13 protein-coding genes are annotated in these 22,853 nt (G+C 69.5%); 4 read left to right on the forward strand and 9 right to left on the reverse strand.

All coding sequences use genetic code 11. The annotated features are described in order from the left end of the window. The first annotated feature begins 1,266 nt into the window (after nt 1-1,266). The 3 genes from qcrB (at nt 1,267) to Pmi06nite_RS34535 (ending at nt 4,422) form a co-directional block, all read left to right on the forward strand. The gene (gene qcrB / locus Pmi06nite_RS34525; RefSeq protein WP_203957398.1) at nt 1,267-2,955 is read left to right on the forward strand and encodes a cytochrome bc1 complex cytochrome b subunit; all 1,689 of its coding nucleotides are present in this window, start codon (nt 1,267-1,269) and stop codon (nt 2,953-2,955) included. Between the two features lie 195 nt (nt 2,956-3,150). Then, a complete protein-coding gene (locus Pmi06nite_RS34530) occupies nt 3,151-3,900 on the forward strand; it encodes a hypothetical protein (RefSeq protein ID WP_203957399.1) in 750 nt (249 codons plus the stop codon). A gap of 57 nt (nt 3,901-3,957) precedes the next feature. After that, on the forward strand, nt 3,958-4,422 hold the full coding sequence (locus Pmi06nite_RS34535; protein WP_203957400.1) for a group II truncated hemoglobin: 465 nt from the start codon (nt 3,958-3,960) through the stop codon (nt 4,420-4,422). A gap of 41 nt (nt 4,423-4,463) precedes the next feature. On the opposite strand, the gene Pmi06nite_RS34540 is transcribed toward Pmi06nite_RS34535, so the two are convergent. From Pmi06nite_RS34540 to Pmi06nite_RS34565, 6 genes are all read right to left on the reverse strand, one after another. Further along, nucleotides 4,464-6,236, reverse strand: coding sequence for a gamma-glutamyltransferase family protein (locus tag Pmi06nite_RS34540; protein ID WP_203957529.1), 1,773 nt, complete (start codon nt 6,234-6,236; stop codon nt 4,464-4,466). A gap of 64 nt (nt 6,237-6,300) precedes the next feature. Beyond that, on the reverse strand, nt 6,301-7,293 hold the full coding sequence (locus tag Pmi06nite_RS34545) for an ABC transporter ATP-binding protein (RefSeq protein WP_239114399.1): 993 nt from the start codon (nt 7,291-7,293) through the stop codon (nt 6,301-6,303). Beyond that, the gene (locus Pmi06nite_RS34550; RefSeq protein ID WP_203957401.1) at nt 7,290-8,282 is read right to left on the reverse strand and encodes an ABC transporter ATP-binding protein; all 993 of its coding nucleotides are present in this window, start codon (nt 8,280-8,282) and stop codon (nt 7,290-7,292) included. Before Pmi06nite_RS34550 ends, Pmi06nite_RS34545 begins: the two co-directional genes overlap by 4 nt. Then, a complete protein-coding gene (locus Pmi06nite_RS34555) occupies nt 8,279-9,166 on the reverse strand; it encodes an ABC transporter permease (protein WP_203957402.1) in 888 nt (295 codons plus the stop codon). The genes Pmi06nite_RS34550 and Pmi06nite_RS34555 overlap by 4 nt, the downstream gene beginning before the upstream one ends. Further along, nucleotides 9,159-10,118 carry an ABC transporter permease gene (locus tag Pmi06nite_RS34560; RefSeq protein WP_203957403.1) on the reverse strand — a complete coding sequence of 320 codons (960 nt, stop codon included), beginning with the start codon at nt 10,116-10,118 and terminating at the stop codon, nt 9,159-9,161. Before Pmi06nite_RS34560 ends, Pmi06nite_RS34555 begins: the two co-directional genes overlap by 8 nt. Next, on the reverse strand, nt 10,115-11,731 hold the full coding sequence (locus tag Pmi06nite_RS34565; RefSeq protein WP_203957404.1) for an ABC transporter substrate-binding protein: 1,617 nt from the start codon (nt 11,729-11,731) through the stop codon (nt 10,115-10,117). The genes Pmi06nite_RS34560 and Pmi06nite_RS34565 overlap by 4 nt, the downstream gene beginning before the upstream one ends. A gap of 239 nt (nt 11,732-11,970) precedes the next feature. Between Pmi06nite_RS34565 and Pmi06nite_RS34570 the strand changes: the two genes are divergently transcribed. Beyond that, entirely contained in the window at nt 11,971-13,050 is a 1,080-nt protein-coding gene (locus Pmi06nite_RS34570) for a class I SAM-dependent methyltransferase (protein ID WP_203957405.1), read from the forward strand. 67 nt (nt 13,051-13,117) lie between these two features. On the opposite strand, the gene Pmi06nite_RS34575 is transcribed toward Pmi06nite_RS34570, so the two are convergent. From Pmi06nite_RS34575 to Pmi06nite_RS34585, 3 genes are all read right to left on the reverse strand, one after another. Further along, nucleotides 13,118-13,495 (reverse strand): hypothetical protein, encoded by a 378-nt coding sequence (locus Pmi06nite_RS34575; RefSeq protein WP_203957406.1) that lies wholly within the window; start codon nt 13,493-13,495, stop codon nt 13,118-13,120. An 81-nt stretch (nt 13,496-13,576) separates the two neighbouring features. Then, nucleotides 13,577-16,609, reverse strand: a complete 3,033-nt coding sequence (locus tag Pmi06nite_RS34580; protein WP_239114400.1) for an AfsR/SARP family transcriptional regulator — start codon at nt 16,607-16,609, stop codon at nt 13,577-13,579. A gap of 148 nt (nt 16,610-16,757) precedes the next feature. Beyond that, nucleotides 16,758-22,853 carry a phospholipase A2 gene (locus Pmi06nite_RS34585; RefSeq protein ID WP_203957407.1) on the reverse strand — a complete coding sequence of 2,032 codons (6,096 nt, stop codon included), beginning with the start codon at nt 22,851-22,853 and terminating at the stop codon, nt 16,758-16,760.

Consider the following 22,853-nt stretch of genomic DNA (forward strand, 5'->3'; position numbering starts at 1 on the left):
TGGCCGCATCCACCAGCACTGCCACCAGCTCATCCGGGCCGGCGGGGGCTGCCGTGTGCGCCGATTCGGATGATTCGCCCGGCCCGGATGATTCGCCCGGCCCGCCTGATCGGCTGGGCTCACCTAGGTTCGGCTCACCTGATTCGCCCGGCTCACCTGATCGGCTGGGCTTACCTGGGCTGGGCTCACCTGATTCGCCGGGCTCGGCTGATGCGTCCGCTTGCGACTCCTGTCCGGTGCGCGCATGGTCACGTGGGCCGGACGGCGACGAATGGTCCAGTGCGGAGCCCGACGGCTCGAGGGCCGACGGCTCGAGGACTGGTGGCGCGGGGTCAGGCCGAGCGGAGTCTGATGGCCTGGGGTTAGGCTGAGCGGAGTCTGGTCGCTCGGAGTCTGGTGGCGCGGGGTCTGATGGTGGGGAATCTGGCCATGGATCTACCAGGGGCGGCGAACTCAACGCCGAACTGCCATCGGATGACCATGACCGGGCGCGCGCCGTCACCTGCGCCCACCACTGTGGACCACAGGGCATCTCGTCGGTCGATGAGAAGGAGTGACGTCTCCCGTGTGAGTCGTTCACGGCGGCACCCCCTTTCCCCATCTGCATCGAACGTGTGTCTGAATAATCTCACGCTGAGTAGTCAGTCCGCTACAGATTTAGAACAGAAATTCTAAGCCGCGAGTGAACGTGTAGGTCTGCGACGGTCGGTGCGAGCGGGTGCTCCCGGTGCGGCCGGGTTCATCGAGGAACCGCATCACCAAGCGGGGCGGAAGGAGGGTACGGGAGAGTTGTCCGCTTATGGCGTGAGGGAGACTAAAGGCCAGCCGTATGACTTGAGGCGGTTTTTGGCCCTCAAAAGTCCGTTGCCACTGACGGTTCTCACATTCGCGTCCGGTGCCCGCGTTGGGGCATGCGCCCGGTCTCCTCGGATGCACCCATACGTGGCTGGCCTCAAGGTTTGTCATGAAAACAGATGGATAGGCTGGAAGAGAACTGAAGTGGACCGGTTGGCTGAATTCGCCGCATACGCGCGGAGGGCATCCGCCTGGCGAGCCGTGACCGTTTCCGCCTCGTCGTGTTCACGCCGTGAAGGCATCGTGAAGGCGCCGTGTTCACGCCGTGAAAGTGATCATGCCGTGAAGGCGATCCGTGGTGGGGGCCGCGGACGGCCAGGGAGGCGGCGGCGAGGCGAAGCCAGGGAGCGGACCGGCTGACGCCACAGGACGCTCGGGCCGTGCTATGCCCGATCTCCGAGAGGGGCTTCATTGAAAACCGCCCCGAAACTCATCGCAGGGGTCTCGACCTTCCTCGACGACCGCATCGGGCCGGGCGGCTTTCTCAAGCGCAACCTGAGGAAGATCTTCCCCGATCACTGGTCGTTCCTGCTGGGCGAGATCGCGCTGTACTCGTTCATCATCCTGCTGCTGACCGGCACGTTCCTGACGTTCTGGTTCAAGCCGAGCATGGGCGAAGTCGTGTACTCCGGCTCCTACCAGCCTCTGGTGGGCGTGAGGATGTCCGAGGCCTACGCCTCGGCGCTGAACATCAGCTTCGACGTCCGCGGCGGTCTGCTGATCCGGCAGATCCACCACTGGGCGGCGTTGCTGTTCGTGGCGGGCATGACCGTCCACATGCTGCGGGTGTTCTTCACCGGCGCCTACCGCAAGCCGCGTGAGCTGAACTGGCTCATCGGCCTCGGACTGCTCACACTGGCGCTGCTGGAGGGCCTGACCGGCTACTCCCTCCCTGACGACCTGCTCTCCGGCGCCGGTCTGCGGATCACTCAGGGCGTCATACTGGGCATCCCCGTGGTCGGGACGTACTTGGCGTTCCTGCTCTTCGGTGGAGAGTTTCCCGGCCATGACATCATTCCGCGGTTCTTCACGATCCACATCCTGCTGATCCCGGGCATCCTGCTGGCGCTGATCTCCGCCCACCTGGTTCTCATGTGGGTGCAGAAGCACACGCAGATGCCGGGCACCGGCCGGACCGAGAAGAACGTGGTGGGCGGGCCCTTCTACCCCTCCTTCATGGCGAAGTCGGGCGCGTTCTTCCTGTTCACCTTCGCCGTCATCGCGCTGCTGGCCACCTTCGCCCAGATCAACCCGATCTGGCTGTTCGGTCCATATACGCCGGCGGCCATCTCGGCGGGCAGCCAGCCCGACTTCTACATGGGATTCCTGGAGGGCTCGCTGCGGTTGATGCCCTCCTGGGAGATCAACTTCCTGGGTCACACGCTGTCGCTGAGCGTGCTGATCCCGGCGCTGTTGCCGATGGGGGTCATCCTGACGGGCCTGGCGGTGTATCCGTTCGTCGAGCAGTGGGTGACCGGAGACCGGCGGGAGCACCACTTCGCCGACCGGCCGCGCGACAACCCCGTCCGCACGGGGATCGGCTTCGCGGGAATCACCTTCTACGGTCTTCTTTGGCTGCTCGGAGCGAACGACGAGATCTCGGCCAACTTCCACATCAGCCTGTACCTGACGACGATCTTCGGGCGCTTCGCGATCTTCATCGGTCCCGCGCTGGCCTTCGTCGTCGCGTACCGGATCTGCATCGGCCTCCAGCGCAGGGACGCGGAGATGCTGTCCCACGGCGTGGAGTCGGGCGTCATCAAGCGCCTGCCGAACGGTGAGTACATCGAGGTCCACACCCCGGCGACGCAGGACATCGCCGACCACATCCGGGGCAAGGAAGAGATTCCGATCATCGAGAGCGGCGTGGACGGCGACGGCATCCCACCGAAGGAGACCCGCACCGCCCTCGGCCGGCTGCGGGCGAAGGTCAGCGAGGCCTACGGCACGGACCACGTCCCGCTCGAAGAGGAACGCAGCCACGACGAGCGCGCGGCCATCGGCGCCGGAGACGATGTCCATGCCGATGCCGGAGAGCGGAACCCGATCACGAGGCGCAGACGACAGCGCTCCGGCAGGCCCGGCGGCGGGGCCCGCTAGACCTGCCGATACCGGCACCCGCGCCGCCGAACTCAACGCTGCTTCACCTGACGGCAAGGCCGCGCTGGTGTGTAAGTGATCCGCAAGCGAGGCGGTCAGGCGGCGCAATCATGCTGCAAGGAACGTGATCTATCTCTTGTCGTGCGGTCCCGGGAGCGTCGCCGGAGCCGGCCCTCTCACTTCAGGAGAATCACCATGCACCTCTCAACGCGCGCCCAGATCAGGACCGAGGCAGGCAGTCGCCGCATCGCCGTCCGCCTCGCTTCCCTGACCGCCGCCGTCGGCGTCCTCGGCACCTCCCTCATGGGCTGCGGCGTCATCGGCCAGGTCACGAACGTGGTCGACTCCGCCAACACGCTGTCCACGTTCAGCGACAGGCTGGGCAAGTCGGCCGGCCTCACGTTCACCGCCACGTACAAGTCCACCGACGGGGGCACGGTGACGCTCGTCCAGGAGCCGCCGAACTCGGTCTTCATCGGCCCCGAAGGCAGGTACATCTTCACGCCCGACCACATGCTGCTCTGCGCGGAGAACACCTGTACCCGCGCCCCGGCTGCCGGCGCCGGCAACGCCGGGGCGCTGACGGCCGCGACCGGGCCCGGCTTCGTCACGCCGGAACTGGCGCTCGGGGTCGTCGCGGCCGCCGCTGTGGTCCCCGGCGCCGACATCGAGAGCGAGGAGAAGGAGATCGCCGGTCAGGACTCGCTCTGTGCCACCGCCACAGGGCTGGAGGCGGCCGCGTCGCCGGGCGACACCGACGCACCGCGCGACTTCTCGGTGTGCGTCACGGAGGCGGGCGTTCTCGCCTCCTTCACCGGCACGTTGACCAACGGGGAAAAGGCCTCGATCGAACTGGTGAGCTTCACCGATGAGGCCGACTCCAAGGCGTTCGAAGCGCCCGAGGGCGCCGAGATCGTCGACGCCGCGAGCCTCTCGGCCGGCTGAGCCGGTCTCGGAAGGACAGCGGGCGGCCGGACGCCGGCCTGTGGCACAGTGGTAGCCGTGTCGCGGCCATCGATATTCGAGTTCGCCGGCGGCGAGCAGGCGTTCCTCGCGCTCGCGGCCGCCCACCACGAACGCTGCCTGCGGGATCCGGTGCTGAACCATCCGTTCTCGCATCCCGGTCATCCCCAGCATGTGGAGAGACTGGCGAGCTATTGGGCTGAAGTGTTCGGTGGTCCCGCCCTCTACTCGCAGTCGTGCGGGGGGCACTCGGCGATGCTCGGCATCCACGCCGGCCAGGGCGCGGAACATGACCTGGGGGAACGCTTCGTCAGATGCTTCGTGCAGGCGGCCGATGACGCGGGCCTGCCCGAAGACCCCGACTTCCGGGCCGCTCTGCGGTCGTACATGGAGTGGGCTGTGGCAGAGGTGGTCTCGTACTCTCCGCGCGGCTCCCAGGTGGCTTCGAGCCTGCCCGTGCCCCGTTGGTCCTGGGAGGGCCTGGCCGGCACCGGCGCGGTTTAAGCGGCTTAAGCGGTTTAACCGGTGCCGTCGGCGTCATCGACTCACCTGCCCACGGCGTATCCCTGGGCGCCGCGCGGGTTGGCCGCCGCGTGGAGGAATCCGCCCGGAGCCGTGTCCCGCGCGACCGCGCTCAGCCTGCCGAGCGACCACGGACCGAGCACCTCCACCTGGTGGCCGCGCTGCCGCAACTCGGCGACGAGCGCCGGATCCGCCCGCTCCTCGATGTGCAGGACACCCGGCAGCGAGCCGCGGGGGAAGAACGAACTGGGGAAGTGCTCGGAATGGAACATGGGGTCGTCGACGGCCTCCTGGAGGCCGAGCCCGCCGTGGACCACGGAGAGGAAGAAGTTCAGGCTCCACTGATCCTGCTGGTCCCCGCCGGGGGTGCCGAACGCCAGCCAGGGCCTGCCGTCCCGTAGGGCGAAAGAGGGGGACAGGGTGGTACGCGGCCGGCTTCCCGGGCGCAGCGACGCGGGCAGCCCGTCCTGCAGCCAGAACATCTGGCCTCTCGTGCCCAGGCAGAACCCGAGCGAGGGGATCGTCGGCGAGCTCTGCAGCCAGCCGCCGCTGGGCGTGGCGGAGACCATGTTGCCGTGCCGGTCCACGACGTCCACGTGGCAGGTGTCGCCCTTGACCCGGCCGTCGCCGCCCACGGTCGGTTCCCCCACACCAGCGGTCCCGCGCGTGCGGGACACCCCCGGCGCGTGGCTGACCGTGCCCGGCCCGGGCAGGTGGGGAAGCCGCGGAACGCGGCCCTCCGGGGCGCCCGGCCGTAGTTCGTAGGAGGCGTCCTCGCCGACCAGCGTGCGCCGCTCCACGTTGTACGCCTCGCTCAGCAGGCCGGCCATCGGCACGTCGGCGAAGCCCGGATCGCCGTACCACGCCTCCCTGTCGGCGAAGGCCAGCTTGGCGCACTCGATGACGGTGTGCACGTAGTCAGGACTGAGGTGGCCCATCCCGCCCAGGTCGAACCCGGACAGCAGCGCGAGTTGCTGCAGGAAGACCGGCCCCTGACCCCACGGCCCCGTCTTGCACACGGTGTGGCCGTGGTAGTCGAAGGTCAGCGGCTCCTCCACGGACGCCGCCCAGCCTGCCAGGTCGTCGCCGGTGAGCAGGCCGGAGTGCGGCTCTCCCGAGCTGTCGCGCCAGGCCTTGCCTCCGCTGAAGTGGGCGATCTCCTCGGCGACGAAGCCCCGGTACCACGCGTCCCTGGCTGCGGCGATCTGCCCCTCCCGCGTGCCGGAGGCCTGTGCGGCCTCGGTCACCAGGCGCCGGTAGGTCGCGGCCAGCACCGGGTTGGTCAGCCGTGAGCCCGGCTCCGGCACCTGACCGTGCGGCAGCCAGGTGGCGGCCGAGGTCGGCCAGTCCTCGGAGAACAGCCGCTCCACGGTGCCGATCGTCGCCGAGACGCGCTCCAGCACCGGGACGCCGTGCTCGGCGTAGGAGATGGCGGGTTCCAGCACGTCGGCCAGCGACCACGTGCCCCAGCGCTCCAGCATGAGCATCCACCCGCCGAAGGCGCCGGGCACGGTGGCGGCCAGCAGCCCGGTCCCGGGGACGACGTCCAGACCGAGGTCGGTGAACCGCTCGATGGTCGCCGCCGCGGGTGCCACGCCCTGCCCGCAGACCACGAAGGGCCGCTGCTCGGCCTCGCTCCACAGCAGGATCGGCACCTCGCCGCCGGGTCCGTTGAGGTGCGGCTCGGCCACCTGGAGGACGAACCCCGCCGTCACGGCCGCGTCGAAGGCGTTGCCCCCGCGCTCCAGCACGCTCATCCCCGCGGCGGAGGCCAGCCAGTGCGTGCTTGCCACCATTCCGAAGTCGCCCGTCAGTTCGGGTCTTGTGGTGAACACCCGGTCCCTTCCTTCAGCAAACCGATCAGTACTCGAGCGTCCGCCCGGGGACGGCCGCGTCGGGCCGGCGTTCGGGCGTCACCAGGTGACAGGCGGCCGGGTGGTCGCCGTCCCGGGGGTCGGTCAACGCCGGATCGACCGTACGGCAGGCGTCGAAGGCCAGCGGACAGCGGGTGTGGAAACGGCAGCCCGCCGGAGGATCGAGAGGGCTCGGGACGTCGCCGCCGAGCACGATCCTGCGGCGCTCGCGCGCCCTGGCGGGGTCGGGAACGGGAGCCGCGGACAGCAACGCCTGCGTGTACGGATGCCGGGGTCCGGCGAACAACTCCGCGGTCGGCCCGGTCTCCACGATCTTCCCCAGGTACATGACCGCGATCCGGTCGGCCAGGAACTCCACCACCGACAGGTCGTGGGTGATGAACAGGCAGGAGAAGCCCATGTCGCGCTGCAGGTCGGTGATCAGGTTGAGCACCGAGGCCTGGACCGAGACGTCGAGGGCGGACACCGGCTCGTCGGCCACCACGAGCTTCGGCTCCAGGACCAGCGCCCTGGCCAGGCCCACGCGCTGCCGCTGCCCGCCGGACAGCTCGTGGGGGAGACGCGACATCATCTCGGTGCGCAGCCCGACCTTCTCCAGCATCGCGGCGACGCGCTCGCCCGCCTCTCGCCTGCGCATCACCTTGTGCCGGAGCAGCGGCTCGCTGACGATCTGCTCGATCGAGAAGCGCGGGTTGAGCGACGAATAGGGGTCCTGGAACACCATGTGGACGTCCCTGCGGAGCGGGCGCATGGCCCGGCGTGACAGGTGGGTGACGTCCCGGCCGCCCAGCGTGATCGTGCCGGAGGTGGGCTCGGTCAGGCGCAGCACGCACTTGCCGACGGTGGACTTTCCGCTGCCCGACTCCCCGACCAGGCCGAGCACCTCGCCCTGCCCGATCGTCAGCGACAGCCCGTCCACGGCTCTGACCTGGCCGTAATGCTTGACCAGGGAGTCGATCCGCAGGACGGGTTCGTTCACGGTTGTTCTCCTGATCGCGCGGGATGGAAGCAGGCGGCGAGGTGCGCCGGGCCGTGCCGTACGAGGGAGGGCCGGGCCGCGAGGCAGTCGTCCTGCCCGCTCGGGCAGCGGGCGTGGAAGGCGCACTCGGCGGGGTCGGCGAGTGGTGAGGGGACCATTCCCGGGATCTCCGCCAGCCTGCGCCGCCCGCCGGGGCCGGCGGCGACGGCGGCGGCGGGCAGGGCCTTCATGAGGCCCAGGGTGTACGGGTGGAGGGGACGGGCGAACAACTCCTCGACGGGGGCCTGCTCGGCCGCCCGTCCCGCGTACATGATCACGGCACGGTCGGCGATGTCGGCGACCACGCCGAGGTCGTGAGTGATCAGGATGATCGCGGTGCCCAGCCGGTCGCGCAGGTCGCGGAAGACGTCGAGCACGCCCGCCTGGATCGTCACGTCCAGGGCGGTGGTCGGCTCGTCGGCGATCAGCACGCGCGGCGAGCACGCCACCGCGATGGCGATCATCACGCGCTGCCGCATCCCCCCGGAGAGCTGGTGGGGATACTCCTTGATCCGCTGGGCCGGAGCCGGGATGCCGACGAGTTCGAGCAACTCGACCGCGCGGCGGCGGGCGGCGCCGCGTGACAGGTTCTCGTGCCTGCGCAGCACCTCGGCGATCTGGAAGCCGACCGTGAACGACGGATTCAGGGAGGTCATCGGCTCCTGGAAGACGACGGAGACCTCCTTGCCGCGCACCTGGCGCATCTGCGGCTCGGGCAGGGTGGTGAGCTCGCGGCCGTCGAGCCGGATCGAGCCGGTCAGGCGGGTGGTGCGGGGTGGCAGCAGCCTCGGCACCGACATCGCCGTGACCGTCTTGCCGCAGCCCGACTCGCCGCACAGGGCGAGGATCTCCCCCTCTTCCAGGCTGAGTGAGACCTCCTTGACCGCGTGGACGTGGCCGTCCTCGGTGTCGAAGCCGACGGTCAGGTCGGTGATGTCGAGAAGGCTCACAGGCCGCTCCTGGGATCGAGGACGTCGCGCAGCCCGTCGCCGAGCAGGTTGAATCCGAGTGTGGCCAGCGCGATCAGCAGACCCGGCCAGATCGCCAGCCACGGGGCGACGTCGAGGTACTGCTGGGCGACGGTGAGCATGACGCCCCACGACGGGGTCGGCGGCTGCACGCCGAGACCGAGGAAGGACAGGGTGGCCTCACCGATGATCGCCGTCGGAATCGCCACCGTGGCCTGGACGATCAGCGGCCCGGCGCAGTTCGGCAGGACGTAGCGGAGCAGGATGTGGCCGTCGGCGGCGCCGTCCGCGATCGCCGCGGAGACGTAGTCCATCTCCTTGATCGCCAGGACCTCGCCACGGGTGATCCGGATGACGGCGGGGAGCTGGGCGAAGCCGAGAGCCAGCACGACCCCGGTGAGCGACGGGCCGATGATCGCGGCCAGGCCCACCGCGAACACCAGGAACGGGAATGCCAGTGTTACGTCGACCAGCCTCCCGACCAGCGGGTCGAGCCAGCGCCGATAGAAGCCCGCCAGCAGCCCGATCGGGATGCCCGCCACCATGGCGAGCAGCGTGGACAACACGCCCGCCTGGAGGGAGACCCGCGCGCCCGAGGCGATCCTCGCCAGCACGTCCCGGCCGAGATCGTCGGTGCCCATCGGATGGGCGGCCGACGGCGGGGCGAGCGTGGCCGCGTAGTCCTGGATGATCGGGTCGCCGGTCACCAACGGCCCCACCAGGGCGAGCAGGAGGAACCCGGCGACGAGCACGAGGCCGGCCATCGGCATCGGGCGGCGGCGGAACCGCCGCCACAGCCGGCGTCGTCGCTCCGCCGGGCTCCCCACGCGGATGGCCCCCACGGAGACCGTCATCGGGTCAGCCATGGGACGCCCCCGAAAGCCGGATGCGCGGGTTGAGGAAGGCGTACACGATGTCGACCAGCAGGTTGATCACCACGTAAGCGGTCACGGTCACCAGCACCACCGCCTGGATGACCGGATAGTTCCTGGTCAGCACGGCGTCCACGGTGAGCTTGCCGAAGCCCGGGATCACGAAGATCTGCTCGGTGACGACGGCTCCGCTGATCAGCGCGCCGAGCTGCAGGCCGAGCACCGTCACGACGGTGGTGAGGCTGTTGCGCAGCGCGTGCACACCCACCACGGCGCGTTCCGGCAGGCCCTTGGAGCGGGCCGTACGGACGTAGTCGGCGGACAGCGCGCTCAGCATCGCCGAGCGGGTCTGCCGCATCAGCACGGCCGCGAACCCCATGCCGAGGACCAGCGTCGGCAGCAACATGCGCTGCAGGTTCCCCACCGGGTCCTCGGTGAACGGGACATACCCGGAGGCGGGCAGCCAGCGCAGCGTGACCGAGAACAGCAGGATGGCCAGCAGCCCGAGCCAGAAGTGCGGGATGGACAATCCCGCCAGGCCGAAGCCGGTGGCCACGTAGTCGGCGGCGCGGCCGCGCCGGACGGCGGCGACGATGCCCGCCAGCACGCCGACCGTGACCGCCACCAACATGGCGAGCGCGGTCAGCTCCAGCGTCACCGGCAGCCGCTCGGCCAGGATGGTCGCGACGGGCAGTTGGTCCTGGGTGGACCTGCCGAGATTGCCGGACAGGGTCTGGCGCAGGTACTCGACGTACTGCACGGGAAGCGGCCGGTCCAGGCCGTACTCCTCCCGGATGGCCGCGACCAGGGCCGGTGAGGCGTCCTCCCCGGCCATGACCAGCGCGGGATCCCCCGGCAGCGCCCTGACCCCGAGGAAGATCAGGACGCTGCCCAGGAGGAGCACGATCACCGCCGCGCCGCAGCGCCGCAGAATGAACCAGGTCATTTCGCGGTGAACCCGGCCGTGGTGAAGCGAGGCAGGCCGTCCTTGAAGTACTGGACGCCGGCGACGGTCTTGTTCATGCCCAGGTAGTACTTGTTGTGGTATAGGTAGATGAATCCGCGCAGGTCAGCGGCTTTCTGGATGGCCTTCGCGTACAGCTCGGCCCGCTCGGCCGTGTCGGTGGCCGCCGCGGCCTGCTTGATCGGCTCGTCGATGTCGGGGTCCGACATGCCGGGGTAGTTGTTGCTGCCCCCGGTGGTGATGATGTTGGTCAGGTTGCCGTCCGGGTCTACGCGGCCCGACCAGCCGGTGAGCAGCGTGTCGTACTTGCCCGCCCCGCCCTGCTCCAGAGTGGCGACGAACTCGGCGGTCTCCACCTTGACATCGAAGCCGACCTCCTTGGTCATCTGCTGGATCACCTGGGCGAGCCGCTGGTTGGTGGCGTCGTTCGGCGTGGTCAGGGTCACCGGGATCGGCGTCGGCACGCCGGAGGCCTGGACGAGCTGCTTGGCCTTGGCCACGTCGTGCGGCGCGCACTGGAGGCTCGCCGCGCGGTACGGGCTGTCGGCCGGCAGCGGGAAGCAGTCGGACTCGTACAGGCCGTTGTAGACGGTCTTGTTGATCGCGTCACGGTCGAGCGCGAGCTCGAACGCCTCGCGGAGCTCCGGGCTCTTGCCGAGCGCGCTGTCCACCGAGCCGTACTTCTCCGTCGAACCGGCGACGTTGCCGATGTTGACGTTGATCCCGAAGTAGCCGAGACCTCCGCCCGACACGACCTTGAGGTTGGGGTCGGCCTGCACTCCGGCGACCGTGGTGGTGGCGAGCTGGTCGCCGACCTGTACGTCACCCGACCTGAGGTTGGCGGCGCGGACGTTCGGGTCGACGATGATCTTGTAGACGATCTTGTCGAGCTTGACCTTGGCGGCGTCGTAGTAGTCAGGCGCGCGCTCCAGCACGACCTCGCTGCCGGAGGTCCGGCTCGCGAACTTGAACGGCCCGACGCACACCGGGTTCGCGCCGAAGGCGTCGCCTTCACTGTCCAGCGCCTTGGGCGACATGATCATGCCGGCCCGGTCGGCGAGCTGGGCGGTGAGCGGGGTGGCCGGCCGGGACAGGGTGAGCTTGACCGTGTCCTCACCCACCGTGGTCACGTCGGTGACGGCGGCCAGATCCGCCTGCCGGGCGGACTTCTCCCAGGAACGGTGCCGGTCCAGCGACTTCTTGACCGCGGCGGCGTCCATCACGGTGCCGTCGTTGAACTTGAGGCCCGTCCGCAGCTTGATCGTCACCTCTTTGCCGTCGGGGGAGAGCTGGGGCATGGCAGCGGCCAGCTGGGGGACCAGCGTGGAGGTCGCGTCGATGTCGTAGAGCTTCTCGCACATGTTGACGAAGACCTCACGGCCGACGAGCGTCGTGGCGGTGCTCGGGTCCAGTGCGTCGGGGTCGGCGTTCAGGGCGACGGCGAGCGTGCCACCGCTCTGGACGGTGCGATTGTCGGCGGTGGCGTCGGCCACAGAGGGGGCGCTGGTGGGGGCGCCGCCTCCGCCACAGGCCGCGAGGGCCAGGGGGAGGGCGACGAGCGGGACGATCGTTTTCAGGTGGCGCGCGGACCGCATCCGTTTCCTCCTGGAAGATTCTTTTGGAAGAACGTATACAGGGTCCGGTATTTCGTATTCGTTACATTCTTGTGGAGTTTTCTGACATATGTCGTTATAACGGTCTTCCGTATCGGCTCGCATCGACCGTGCGAACCCCTCGGGCGCCGCCCAAGACCTGCCCGATTTAGCCGTCTATGTTGCCGTATGACCTATTTATCGAAACGATGGACGGCGGTGGTCACGTGACATAAGGAGAGGTGAAGACGGTGGCGGATGCCAAGAAGCTTGACCAGGACCGGGTCGCGGAGTTCCTGGGACGGGTGGCCGCCGACAGCGCCGCCGCGTTCGCGGGACTGTCCACCTCGATCGGCGCCCGGCTCGGCCTGTACGCGGCGCTGGCCGGGGCCGGACCCCTCACCTCGGTGGAACTGGCCGAGCGGGCCGGGCTCGCCGAGCGGTACGTGAGGGAGTGGCTGGCCGCACAGGTGGCCGGCGAATACGTGCTCTACGACGCCGGGACGAGCACCTACCTGCTGCCGGACGAGCACGCGGCCGTGCTGGCGGACCCCGGCGCACCCACGTATCTGGTCGGCGCCTTCACGATGCTCAAGCCGCTGTACGCCACAGAAGACGCGTTGGTGGACGCCTACCGCACGGGCGAGGGCGTGGCCTGGCAGGAGCACGGGCCGGAACTGTACGAGGGGGTCGCCGCGTTCTTCCGTCCCGGCTACGCGGCGATGCTGGTGCAGGAGTGGCTGCCGGCGCTGGACGGCGTCGTGGAGAAGCTGGAACGGGGCGCGTCGGTCGCCGACGTCGGGTGCGGCTTCGGCCACTCCACCCTGCTCATGGCACAGGCGTTCCCGAGGTCCCGCTGCCAGGGATTCGACTTCCACGCTCCGTCCATCGAGGCCGCGCGCAGTGCGGCGCGGGAGCAGGGGCTGGGTGACCGGGTGACGTTCGACGTCGCCGCCACCACGGACTTCCCCGGCGACGACTACGACCTGATCACCTTTTTCGACTGCCTGCACGACCTCGGGGACCCGGGTGCGGCCCTCCGCCACGCCGAGCGGGCGCTGGCCGCGGACGGCGGCTGCATGGTCGTCGAACCGAATGCCCCGGCCGATCCCCTGGACCTGATCAACCCGATCGGCCGGTCCTTCGCGTCCACTTCCGCCGTGCTCTGCCTGCCTGGCGCGCTGGCCCAGAAGGGCCCGCGGGCACTGGGCAATCACGCGGGCGAGGAGGTCATGAGGAGCATCGCCGGCGAAGCGGGGCTGCACAGGTGGAGGCTCGCCACGGAGACCCTCACCAACCGTGTCTACGACGTCAGGCGATGACACTCCACGACCGATGAGCCGAGCGCCTTGTCCGCCGGCCTGACCGCGGGCGATCGCGGCGACGCCCTCAGCGGGCCTTGTGGATGAGTGACGTCGTCAGGGCGGCGGCGGCGGGGATGAGGGTGAGAGCCACCAGGAACACCACGCCGACCGGCCAGAGCCCCTGGTCGTCCTCCCCGAGATCCCTGATGATGGTGATCGCGAAATATACGAAGAACGGGGCGACGGCGAGCAGGCCCCACAGGATCCCCGTCCGAGGGACGAACCATCCGGCCAGACCGGCCAGGACCCCCAAGCCCGCGAACGCGAGCAGCAGGTAGGGCGAGTCGAAGAAGTCGCGGGGGGCGTCGGGGGCGATTTTCGGGGCGGTGAGGACGCAGACGGCCACCGCGACGGACCCCGCGATGACGAGGCCGAGGGCCCACACGAGGGCGGAACGGGGCATGGGACTCCTAGGCGCGAAAACCTGCTGCTCAAGACTCATCCTGATCGACCATGGGCCTTTCCGGTTAGCGCGGAGATATCGTCATGACTGAGTAGATTGCGATGTCGGATCAGATACCGTCCCGGTGAGGGCGTCCACCTCCCGGCGTGCCCCGGCAGCCGCCACGAGGTCGCCGGCCGCGGTGTAGGCGTCGGCGAGGCTGCTCAGCGCGCCCGCGAGGAAGTCCTGCCAGCCACGGGTGCGCCAGAGCCGCACCGACTCCTCCAGATGGGTGACCGCCTCGCCGAACCTGCCCTCTGCCAGGTCGACGTCGCCGAGCACCCAGAGCGCGTCGGCCCTGTGGTGGGCCAGGTGATGGGAGCGGCTCAGCGCCTCGGCCGCCTCCGCCGCGGCCCTGGCCCGGGGGTCGCGGGCCACGCCGTAGAGCTTGGCCAGCGCCACCAGGCCCATCGCCTCCAGCAGCGGGTCGCGGAACTGGCGGTAGATGGCCAGCGCCTTGACCAGATATTCCAGACCGGCCTCGAACTCTCTCGCATGGGCGTGCGCGAGGCCGAGGAACTGCAGCGTCGTGGCCTCGAAGCGCGGGTTGCCCAGCTTCTCGGCCAGCGGCAGGGCTTTCAGCAGGTGGACGATGGCCATCCTGATCTCTCTGGGCCCGTACGTCACAGCCATGCAGACGTGTGCCCTGGCCTGGCCGCTCATGTGGCCGCTGCCTTCCGCCAGGCGCAGCGCGATCTGCCCTGACCGAAGGCCCTGCGCCATGTCGCCCCTGGCCGCCTCCCCCCAGGCGCGCAGCACGTAGGCGTCGGCCAGGCCGCGATCCTCGCCCAGTTCGGTGAACATGGCGATCAGCTGCTCGGCCCCGTCGTACTGCGCGGCCATGGCCCCGCCGGTCTCCATCCACGTGGTGGCGTGCGTGAGCCCTCGAAGGATCATCGCTTCGCCGAGCCTGTTGCCCGACTTGCGGCAGGCCTCCAGTACGCGCTCGTGCAGGGCGCGCCAGTCGTCGAACTGCCCGCTCACGTCGAAGTAGCGTTCCACGCAGCAGGCCGTATCCCATGCGACCTCGGTCAAGCCCATCGAGCAGGCTTGGCGGATCGACGCGATCAGCGCCGTCCGCTCGGTGTCGAACCACGCCATGGGGTCCTGCTCGGCCAGACCCGCCCAGGGAGCCCCGTCGGGGGAGTTCCAGCGAGGAGCGGTGCCGTGGATGATGGCGGACGAGGTGCCCTGCACCCTTTCTGTGGCACGTTCTGCCAGCGTGAGCCAGGCCCCGAAAGCCCTGCCCAGTGCCGCGGCCACGGCCTCCGGCTCGTCTTCGAGGCCGTTGCGCTCGCGGGCGTACAGGCGGACGAGGTCGTGGAACCGGTAGCGGGGCTGCCCCACCAGGTCCGTTCCGCTGACGAGCACGAGTTGCGTGTCCACCAGAGCCTCGACCAGCTCCTCTCCCGCGGCCACCGGCAGGTCGAGCAGCGCCCCGGCGACCCAGCCGGCGAATTCGGGCACGTCCAGCGAGCCGAGCAGCCGGAACGCCCTGCGCGTGACGTGGTCGAGACCGACGTAGCTGAGCGCCAGGCTGGCCCTGACCGCGAGGTCGCCGGTGGCGAACTGGTCGAGCCGCCGCCGCTCATCGGTGAGCTGCCCGGCCAGGCGGGTCAGCGACCAGTGCGGCCGCGCGGCGAGGCGGGCTCCCGCCACCCGGACGGCGAGCGGGATGTGGTCCGACAGCCGGACGATCTCGGCCGCCGCGTCCGGCTCGGCCGCCACCCGGCCGGCCCCCGCGATCCTGGAGAGCAGTTGTACGGCCTGCTCGGGCAGGAGCACGGAGAGCTCGATCAGATTCGCGCCGGACAGCCCGTTCAGCCGGGACCTGCTGGTGACGATGACCGCGCAGCCGGGCGTGCCGGGGAGCAACGGGCGGACCTGCTGCTCGGAGGCGGCGTTGTCGAGCACGATGAGCATCCGGCGTCCCGCCAGCAGGCTCCGGAAGAACGCGGCCCGTTCCTCTGTGGTCTCCGGCAGCGTGGAGCGCGGCGCGCCGAGCGCGGTGAGGAAGGCCGCGAGCACCTGGGAGGGGTCGGCGAGGGAGGCCTCGGCGCCGTGCAGGTTCGCATGGAGCTGGCCGTCGGGATAGTGCCGCGCGACCTGATGGGCGGCGTGTACGGCGAGCGTGGTCTTGCCGACGCCGCCCATCCCCGTGATGACGCACACACGCACGGGCCCGGGGCCCGGGGGAGGCTCCCTGCCGAGAAGGTCCGTCAGCCGGGCCAGGTGGTCGTCCCTGCCGGTGAAGTCGGAGATGTCCGTCGGGAGCTGGGCGGGGGTGACGTCACCTGACGAGACCGTGGAGGGGTCGACGGGGAGCGTGCCGGTGAGGATGGCCTGGTGCAGGTGGCGGAGCTCGGCACCGGGATCCAGGCCGAGTTCCGCGGCGAACACCCGGCGGGCGTCCTGGTAGGTGGCCAGCGCCTCCGCCTGACGTCCCGACCTGGCCAGGGCGAGCATGAGCTGCATGCGTGGCCGCTCTCTCAGCGGGTGCTCGGCGACGAGCCCGATGAGCTCGGCGACGCACGCGGCATGCATCCCGCGAGCCAGGTCCGCCTCGATCCGGTTCTCCAGCGCGGTGAGCCGTTCCTCTTCGAGGCGGTGGGCGTGTTCGCTGAGCCCGGTGGTGAGGTTCAGCCCCGCGTACGCGGGACCGCGCCACAGCTCCAGAGACTCCCTGAGCAGCGCGGCGGCCCGTTCGTGGTCTCCCGCGGCGAGGGCGGTCCCGCCCTGTTCGGCAAGGATCTCGAACCGGCCGGCGTCCAACTCACCCGGATGGATGGACAGCACGTAACCGGTGCTGGTGCGGACGATCCGGTCAGGGCCCAGCGTCCTGCGGAGCTGGTGCACGTAGAGCCGGAGGTTGTCGGTGGCGGTTCGTGGCGGCGACTGCCCCCACAACGCCTCAATGAGAGTGGAAGGGGGCACGGCGCGTCCCATATGGCAGATGAGTTCGGCGAGCAGGGTGCGCTGCTTGCCCGCACCGAGGGGCAGAGGCTGGGCTTCGGCTGCGACGCGCAGCGGTCCTAGGACGGCGAACTCCATCGTGCTCCCGGACAGAACGATCATGCACAAACAAGATCGAAGCCGCCTTAATATGCACGATCGTTTTACTCCCGTCAACACTTGAGTCGAGCCGAGCCACCTGTGCACCGGGCGGGAGCCCGTCATGCGGCTCCCGCCGGTGCGGGTTCACTGATTCAGCAAGCGGTCACGGCTAGCCGATGTAGTGCACCGCGAGGTAGTACTTGTAGGCGATGCCCCTGCAGGTCCCCTTCCAGAAGTAGTGCGAGCAGACGCCGTAGTAGAGGACGTAATAGAAGACGTTGTCGACCTCGCCCTTGCTGCGGACGTATCCCATGTTGCGCAGGGCCAGTCCGTAGTCGTGCATCATGCACGCCCACCGGAAGTCGTACCCGAGCGGCTTGTCGGGGGCCTTCGTGCAGTAGTCGTACTTGATTCCGCGGATCCACCAGCCCGCGGGGGTCTTCTTCCAGGAGACCCAGAGCCAACTGCCGTGATACCAGGCGTAGTTGACGCCGCAGTGGTTGAACGCGAAGTCCCAGAAACTCGTGCACCAGTACCACTTCTTGCCGTCCAGGTCGGCCTTGGCGGTGGGCGCCTGGGCGGCGTAGTCGTAGGCGTTGGCGCTGCCGCCGTCCACCGGGTCGGTCTGCAGGAACCGTCCCAGCTTGGGCTGGTAGAGCCGGACACCCATGAGCATGGTGCCGTCGGGGGTGTCGGCGGCTCGCTGGGCCGCGCCGTGCCAGCCGTACCGCGTTGAGGGCTGGCCCGGGCGCGGGTTGCCGAACTCGTCGTAGTCCAGTGCCAGAGGCACTCCGCCGACCACGGTGTAGACCACGTTGATGTCGTCGTGCAGGTTGGTGAGCTGCAGCCGGACGTCTCCGGTCGCCGATGTGACGGCCGCGAGACCACCCGCGATCGAGGTGACGTTCCTGGTGACGGCGCCGGAGGTGGTGTCCTCCACGACCCACGCGGGGGTGTCGTCATCGGCGTCGAAGTGCTCGATCCGCGTGCTGACGTTGTTCCAGACGCCGCCCGACTGCTGCGCCAGCACGGTGGTGTCGCGCCGGAGTTGCGGGTCGAGGGTGTAGGACTGCCGCACCGAGCCCGAGGTCATCGTCTTGACCAGGTCGGTGTTGTAGTAGTCCACCTTCAGCCCGCCGGGCGTGGCCGTGGTGCGGCCGTAGGCGTCGTACACGTAGCCGGAGTCGGCCAGCCGGTCCCCGCCGTCGTAGACGTGGTTCTCGGTGACCGCGCCCGAGCCGTCGCAGCCGCTCCTGGTCAGCGCGGTCCGGTTGGAGTTGGCGTCGTATCCGTACCTCCGCCGCGCGCAGGTCCCACTCACGGTGTCGTCCACCGAGCTGATCCTGCCCGCCTTGTCGTAGCCGATCTGCTGGGACGACAGCCCGTTGTGCGAGACCTGCTCACCGTGGATCGACCAGGTCACCGAGTCGTCGAGCAGCTTCACACCTGTGGCGTTCTGGTAGCCGCGCCAGGTCGGTGCGCCTGCCGGGTCCCTGGTGACGCTGTAGGAGACGCCTCCCGGCAGGTTCTCGTGGACGACGGCGCCGTCCAGGTCGTAGGCGGCGGTGAAGCTGCCCGCGACCGAGTCGGTCATCGAGGTGAGCACGCCCCGGGGGTCGGCCGCGGTGTCGTAAACGTAGGTCACCGTGGACGGCGCGCCGTCCGTCTTCTTGGTGACCCGGTCGAGCGCGTCGTACTCCGCCCTGGTCACGCCGCCGCCGGAGTCGGTGTAGGAAACCTGCCGTCCCAGCACGTCGTACTCCCGTTTGATCACGGTCCCGTTGGACGCGCTGGTCTGCACCGCGTGTCCCGCCGCGTCGTAGGTCGTGGTCACCACCGGTACCGCCGTGCCCACACCGCCGGTGATCGAGGTCTGCACGACCCGGCCCCCGGTGTCGTAGGTCATGGAGGTGGTCCTGGTGACCCCGTTCGCCGTCTCGGTCACGGCGGAGACGCGGCCGCCCGCTTCGTAGCTGTAGACCTTGCTGACCAGTTCGGCGGGGTTGGAGCCGCTGTCGGAGATCGCAGCCTTCGCCTTCGATCGGCACAGCAGCCCGGCCCACTCGGGCTTGCCGCCGCAGGTTCCGGTGCCGTCGGCGGTGTAGTACTCGGTGGTGGTCGTGCCGGCGTCGGCGCCCGACGACTTCGGCATGGTGGTGCTGATCACCCTGCCGTCCGTGTCGTATCCGGTGGTCTTGGTGATCGCCAGACCACCGGGATCGTCGACGGTCTTGGTGGCCTGGCCGGAGCTCCAGTCGTAGTACGTCTTGCTGACCCGGAGATCGGCGTCCGCCGTCCCGCCGGGCACCGAGGCGCCCACGGTGACGGTGGTGACCAGGTTCGCCACCTTGGCGTCCGCCGGCCGGCCCTCGTCGTAGGTGTTGACCGTGTGCTTCCTGGCGGCGACCTGGGCGCCGCCTGAGGTGATCAGGTGCAGCGGTTCGAGCTCGGACTCCTCACGCTGCCCGTCGGCACTGTAGGTGGTCTGCTCGGAGAGCAGCCGCGCCCGCTCCGCCGTCGGTGTGTTGAGCAGGCCGAGCTGGGTCAGGACGTTCGCCGCGTTCGGCCCCTGGCCCAGGGCGAGCGCCCGGTTGGCCGCCGAGAGTGAGAGCACGGTGTTGCCCTGCCCGTCGTCCTGGCTGACGGATACGCCGCCGCCTGGCTCCGCGCGGTTGACCAGCTGCGCCGACGCGTCGAGGTAGGTGATCGTGGCGCGGCCGTAGTCGGACCCGGCCAGGCCGCCGCGTCCGGTGTTGTTCGCGGGCACCTGGTCGGCGGGGAAGATCGCGGTCGCGTCGGCGGGCGCGTCGGACTGCCCCCACGTCGCCGTGGTCGCCGGGGCCAGGTTGTACGGCGCGCCGGCCCCGCTGATCGGGACGTCGTACACGACCGAGACGGTCGCGGTGCCGTTCGTCTCGCTCAGGGTTCCCGGGCGGAGCGTCGGCCGGGAGACACTGAGCAGCATCCCGTCGGACGCGGTGTCGGCGTTGCCCGCCCTGCCGTACGCCATGGTCCACGGCAGCTGTCCGGGCGGGGTGTACCGGTTCACCCGGCCACCCAGGTCGTAGTCGTAGCGGGTCTTGACGGTCGGGCTGTCGGGGTCCCACGTCTCGCGGAGGCGGCCCAGGTCGTCGTAGCTGTACACGGCCAGGCCCTGGGGCGTGCTCGCCCCGCCCTCCCAGAGGCTGATCTGCTTGACCTGCCCGGCCACGTCGCCGAGCTGCGCGCCGGCGGTCGTCGTGGTGGCGTAGGTGAACTTGATCAGCTGGCAGCCCTTGGGCAGGGAGGCGAGGTCGTCCACGTCGCAGTCGGTCTGCGAGGCGACCGACCAGGACGGGGCGATGATCTTGAGTGGCCTGGCCAGAGTCGTGCCGTCAGAGCCGGTCACCGGCTCCCAGATGAAGACCGTGCTGCCCTTGCCGCTCGCCGGGTAGGCGGCGCGGACCAGGTAGGTCGTCGCCGTGGGGTTCACCTTGGCGAAGACCGTCCGGTCTGCCGAGTTGACGTCGGAAAGGGTGTAGCGGTCGGTCGCCGCATCGAAGGTCAGCGTCAGGTTGGAGGCGTCCGGCTGAGGGGTGAAGGAGCCGTCGGTGTTCTTGGTGAAGGCCACTGAGGAGTCTTCGCCGCTGATCTCGACGGAGGTGGCCGAGGTGGGACGGAGCTGCGTGAAGGAGCCCTGCCCCGCCTGGGCGAGCCCGCTCGAGGTCCACTCGGTGCCGAAGATCGCCGCGACCCCCGGCAGGGACGATCCCTTGCGCGGGTCGCGCGAGGAGAAGGAGCGCATGAGCCCGACGCCGAACACGTTGACGTCCGTGGCCGCCATCTTGAACTCGCCGGTGAGCATGTTGACCACCCCCGGCCCGATGGGCTGGGTGGACGCGCCCTGCGCCTCACGGTCGACGACCAGGTCGACCGAATCGGACGCCGCCGTTCCCGTCGAGGTGGTGAACTCGGCACGCACCTGGATCACGCCGTCCTCGGTGAGCGTGTGCGTGGTGTCCCAGATCAGCTCCGGAGAGACGCCTGAGGCCATCGCCACCGGCCAGGTGATCGCCGTGCCGTCCGACTTCTTCCGGACGTCCGCGGCGGGAACCTGGTGCCAGGTGTCGGTCTCGCCGCGCCGGTAGGAGAAGGTGACCGCGGTCAGTCCCGGGCTGCCCGTCGCGGCCAGCACGGTGCGGCGAGCGGTCGACTGCCCGTCCGTCGGCGAGGTGACGGCCGATGTGCCGGCGTTGAAGGCATACGTGGTGGCGGCCGACAGGTTGCCCGCCTTGTCCTTCACCCACGCCTTCAGGGTGTGCGGGCCGTCACTGCCGGGGGTCCAGTTGAGCGCGTACGGCGCGCCGGAGTTCGCCGCGGACTGCTGGGCGCCGCCGTCGAAGGACCAGAGCACCGCCGACACGTCGGTGCCGCCGGGCGTGATGATGAATTTGCCCGCCTGGCCGGATCCCTTCGCCCACCCGTCTTCGGGGTAGTCGTCGGAGGAGACGGCGGGAGCGGGCGGCGGAGTGGCGTCCACGGTGAAGGTGAACCAACTCGACCACGCGCTGTAGTCGGTGCCGTCGAAGGAGCGGACCCGCCAGTGATAGGAGGTGTTGGCGAGAGGCGTGCCCACCTTCCACGATCCGGTGGCGCCGGAGGCGATGTTCGAGACGGAGCCGCCGGTGACCTTGGTCACGTGGTCGGGAGTCCACACCTCGAAGTCGGCCCGCTGCGCCTGCGCGTCCGTGTCGCTGACCTTGGCGGACAGCGTCGGCTGGGGAGCGCTCACCAGGGCGGGACTGGCACACGTGGTGCACGGCGCGATCGCCAGGCTCGCGGGCGTCGCCGGGATCGTGTTGTAGGTGATGGAGATGCTCGGGTTGTTCTCGAACCGCTTCCAGTAGTAGTTGTCGGTCTCGCTGCCGGCCTTGACCATGAACGTGATGGACGTGCCGCCGGCGGTCACGGTGCTCTGCAGGGCGCTGGTCACGTCCCAGCCGACGACGGCCGCCGGGCAGGTCGAAGGGCCGCCGAGCCCGCTGGACGACCAGCCGTAGGCGACGTTCTTCGCGCCGATGGACAGGTTGGAGGCGGGCTGGTTGTTCCAGTTGGTGGAGGAGCCGACCGCGGCGGTTCTGTGCAGTTCGACGTTCCTGGCCGAGCAGGACCAGGCCCAGGTCTCCTTGATGTTGAACGTCGCGGAGATGATGTGCTTGCCCGTGCCCATCCCCGAGAAGCTCATGTTGAAGAACGAGCGCCGCTTGGCCGCGCCGGCGCTACTGGTGCCGGCCGTGGCGTCATTGGTGGAGTTGTAGTAGGCGCTGGTCGGATAGGCAGAGTCGACGTACGTCCAGCCCGACTTGGCGGCGGTGAAGCTCGGGTCGATCGTCACGGGGAAGACGGTGGCGGGGTCGGTGAGCAGGGCGGCGTCAGGGGTGACCTTCAGGGCGCCGGCCGAAAGCCGCACGTCCATCTTGCTGCGCCTGCCCGCCTGCGCGCCGACGGCCGGGGTGGCGGGGTTGCGCGTCATGGCCTTTTCCGCGGTGGCGTCCCACATCTCCGCGGCTGAAGTCGTGAACACCGGGTCGTCCTTGGTGTTCACGATCGCGACGTTGCCGTACTCGTCGGCCTTGATCTTGCCCTTCTTCAGGGAGGTGGCGAACGTCAGCGCCTTCAGCTTGGGATCGGCGGCCGCTGCGCGGGACTTGACCACGAGTTTCTCGGCGAACCCGTCGACATCTGCGGTCAGCACCAGGTCGACGCCGGGCAGCACCTCGGAGTAGGTGGCGGTCGCGCCGTTCAGCACCGGCTTGGGCAGAGCGCCGAGCGGCGAGTCCAGGGAGAACTCGGTGCCCTTCTCGGATGCGCGTACCAGCGGGCCCTGACCGCCGCCGGAGAAGCTGTAGGAGACGGACGAGGCCTTCGGAGCGATCGACCCGTCCGGGTTCGCGACCAGCGTCGCGTCCGCGGCGGTCCACTCGTCGCCACGTTTCACCCGTACGGGGCGGTAGCGGTGCTCCTGAGTCACCGTGCCGCCGGGGTTGATGAAGTACTCGTCGGTCTCCGAGGTGAGTGACGTCACCTTGATCCGTTTGCCGCAGACCGCGGCGGCCAGCCTGGCGGAGATCTCGGTCGGCATCTCGTCGGGACAGGTCGCGGCCGGCGCCTGGGCCTTGGCCGAGACCGGCGCCGCTCTCGCTGGGACCGGCACCACGACAGTGGACACCAGCGCCAGGGCCATGAGGGCCGGTAACGCGGTCGGCCGCCTTGATTTCTTCAACAC

It is taken from the genome of Planotetraspora mira (assembly GCF_016863275.1).
Lineage (GTDB): Bacteria > Actinomycetota > Actinomycetes > Streptosporangiales > Streptosporangiaceae > Planotetraspora > Planotetraspora mira.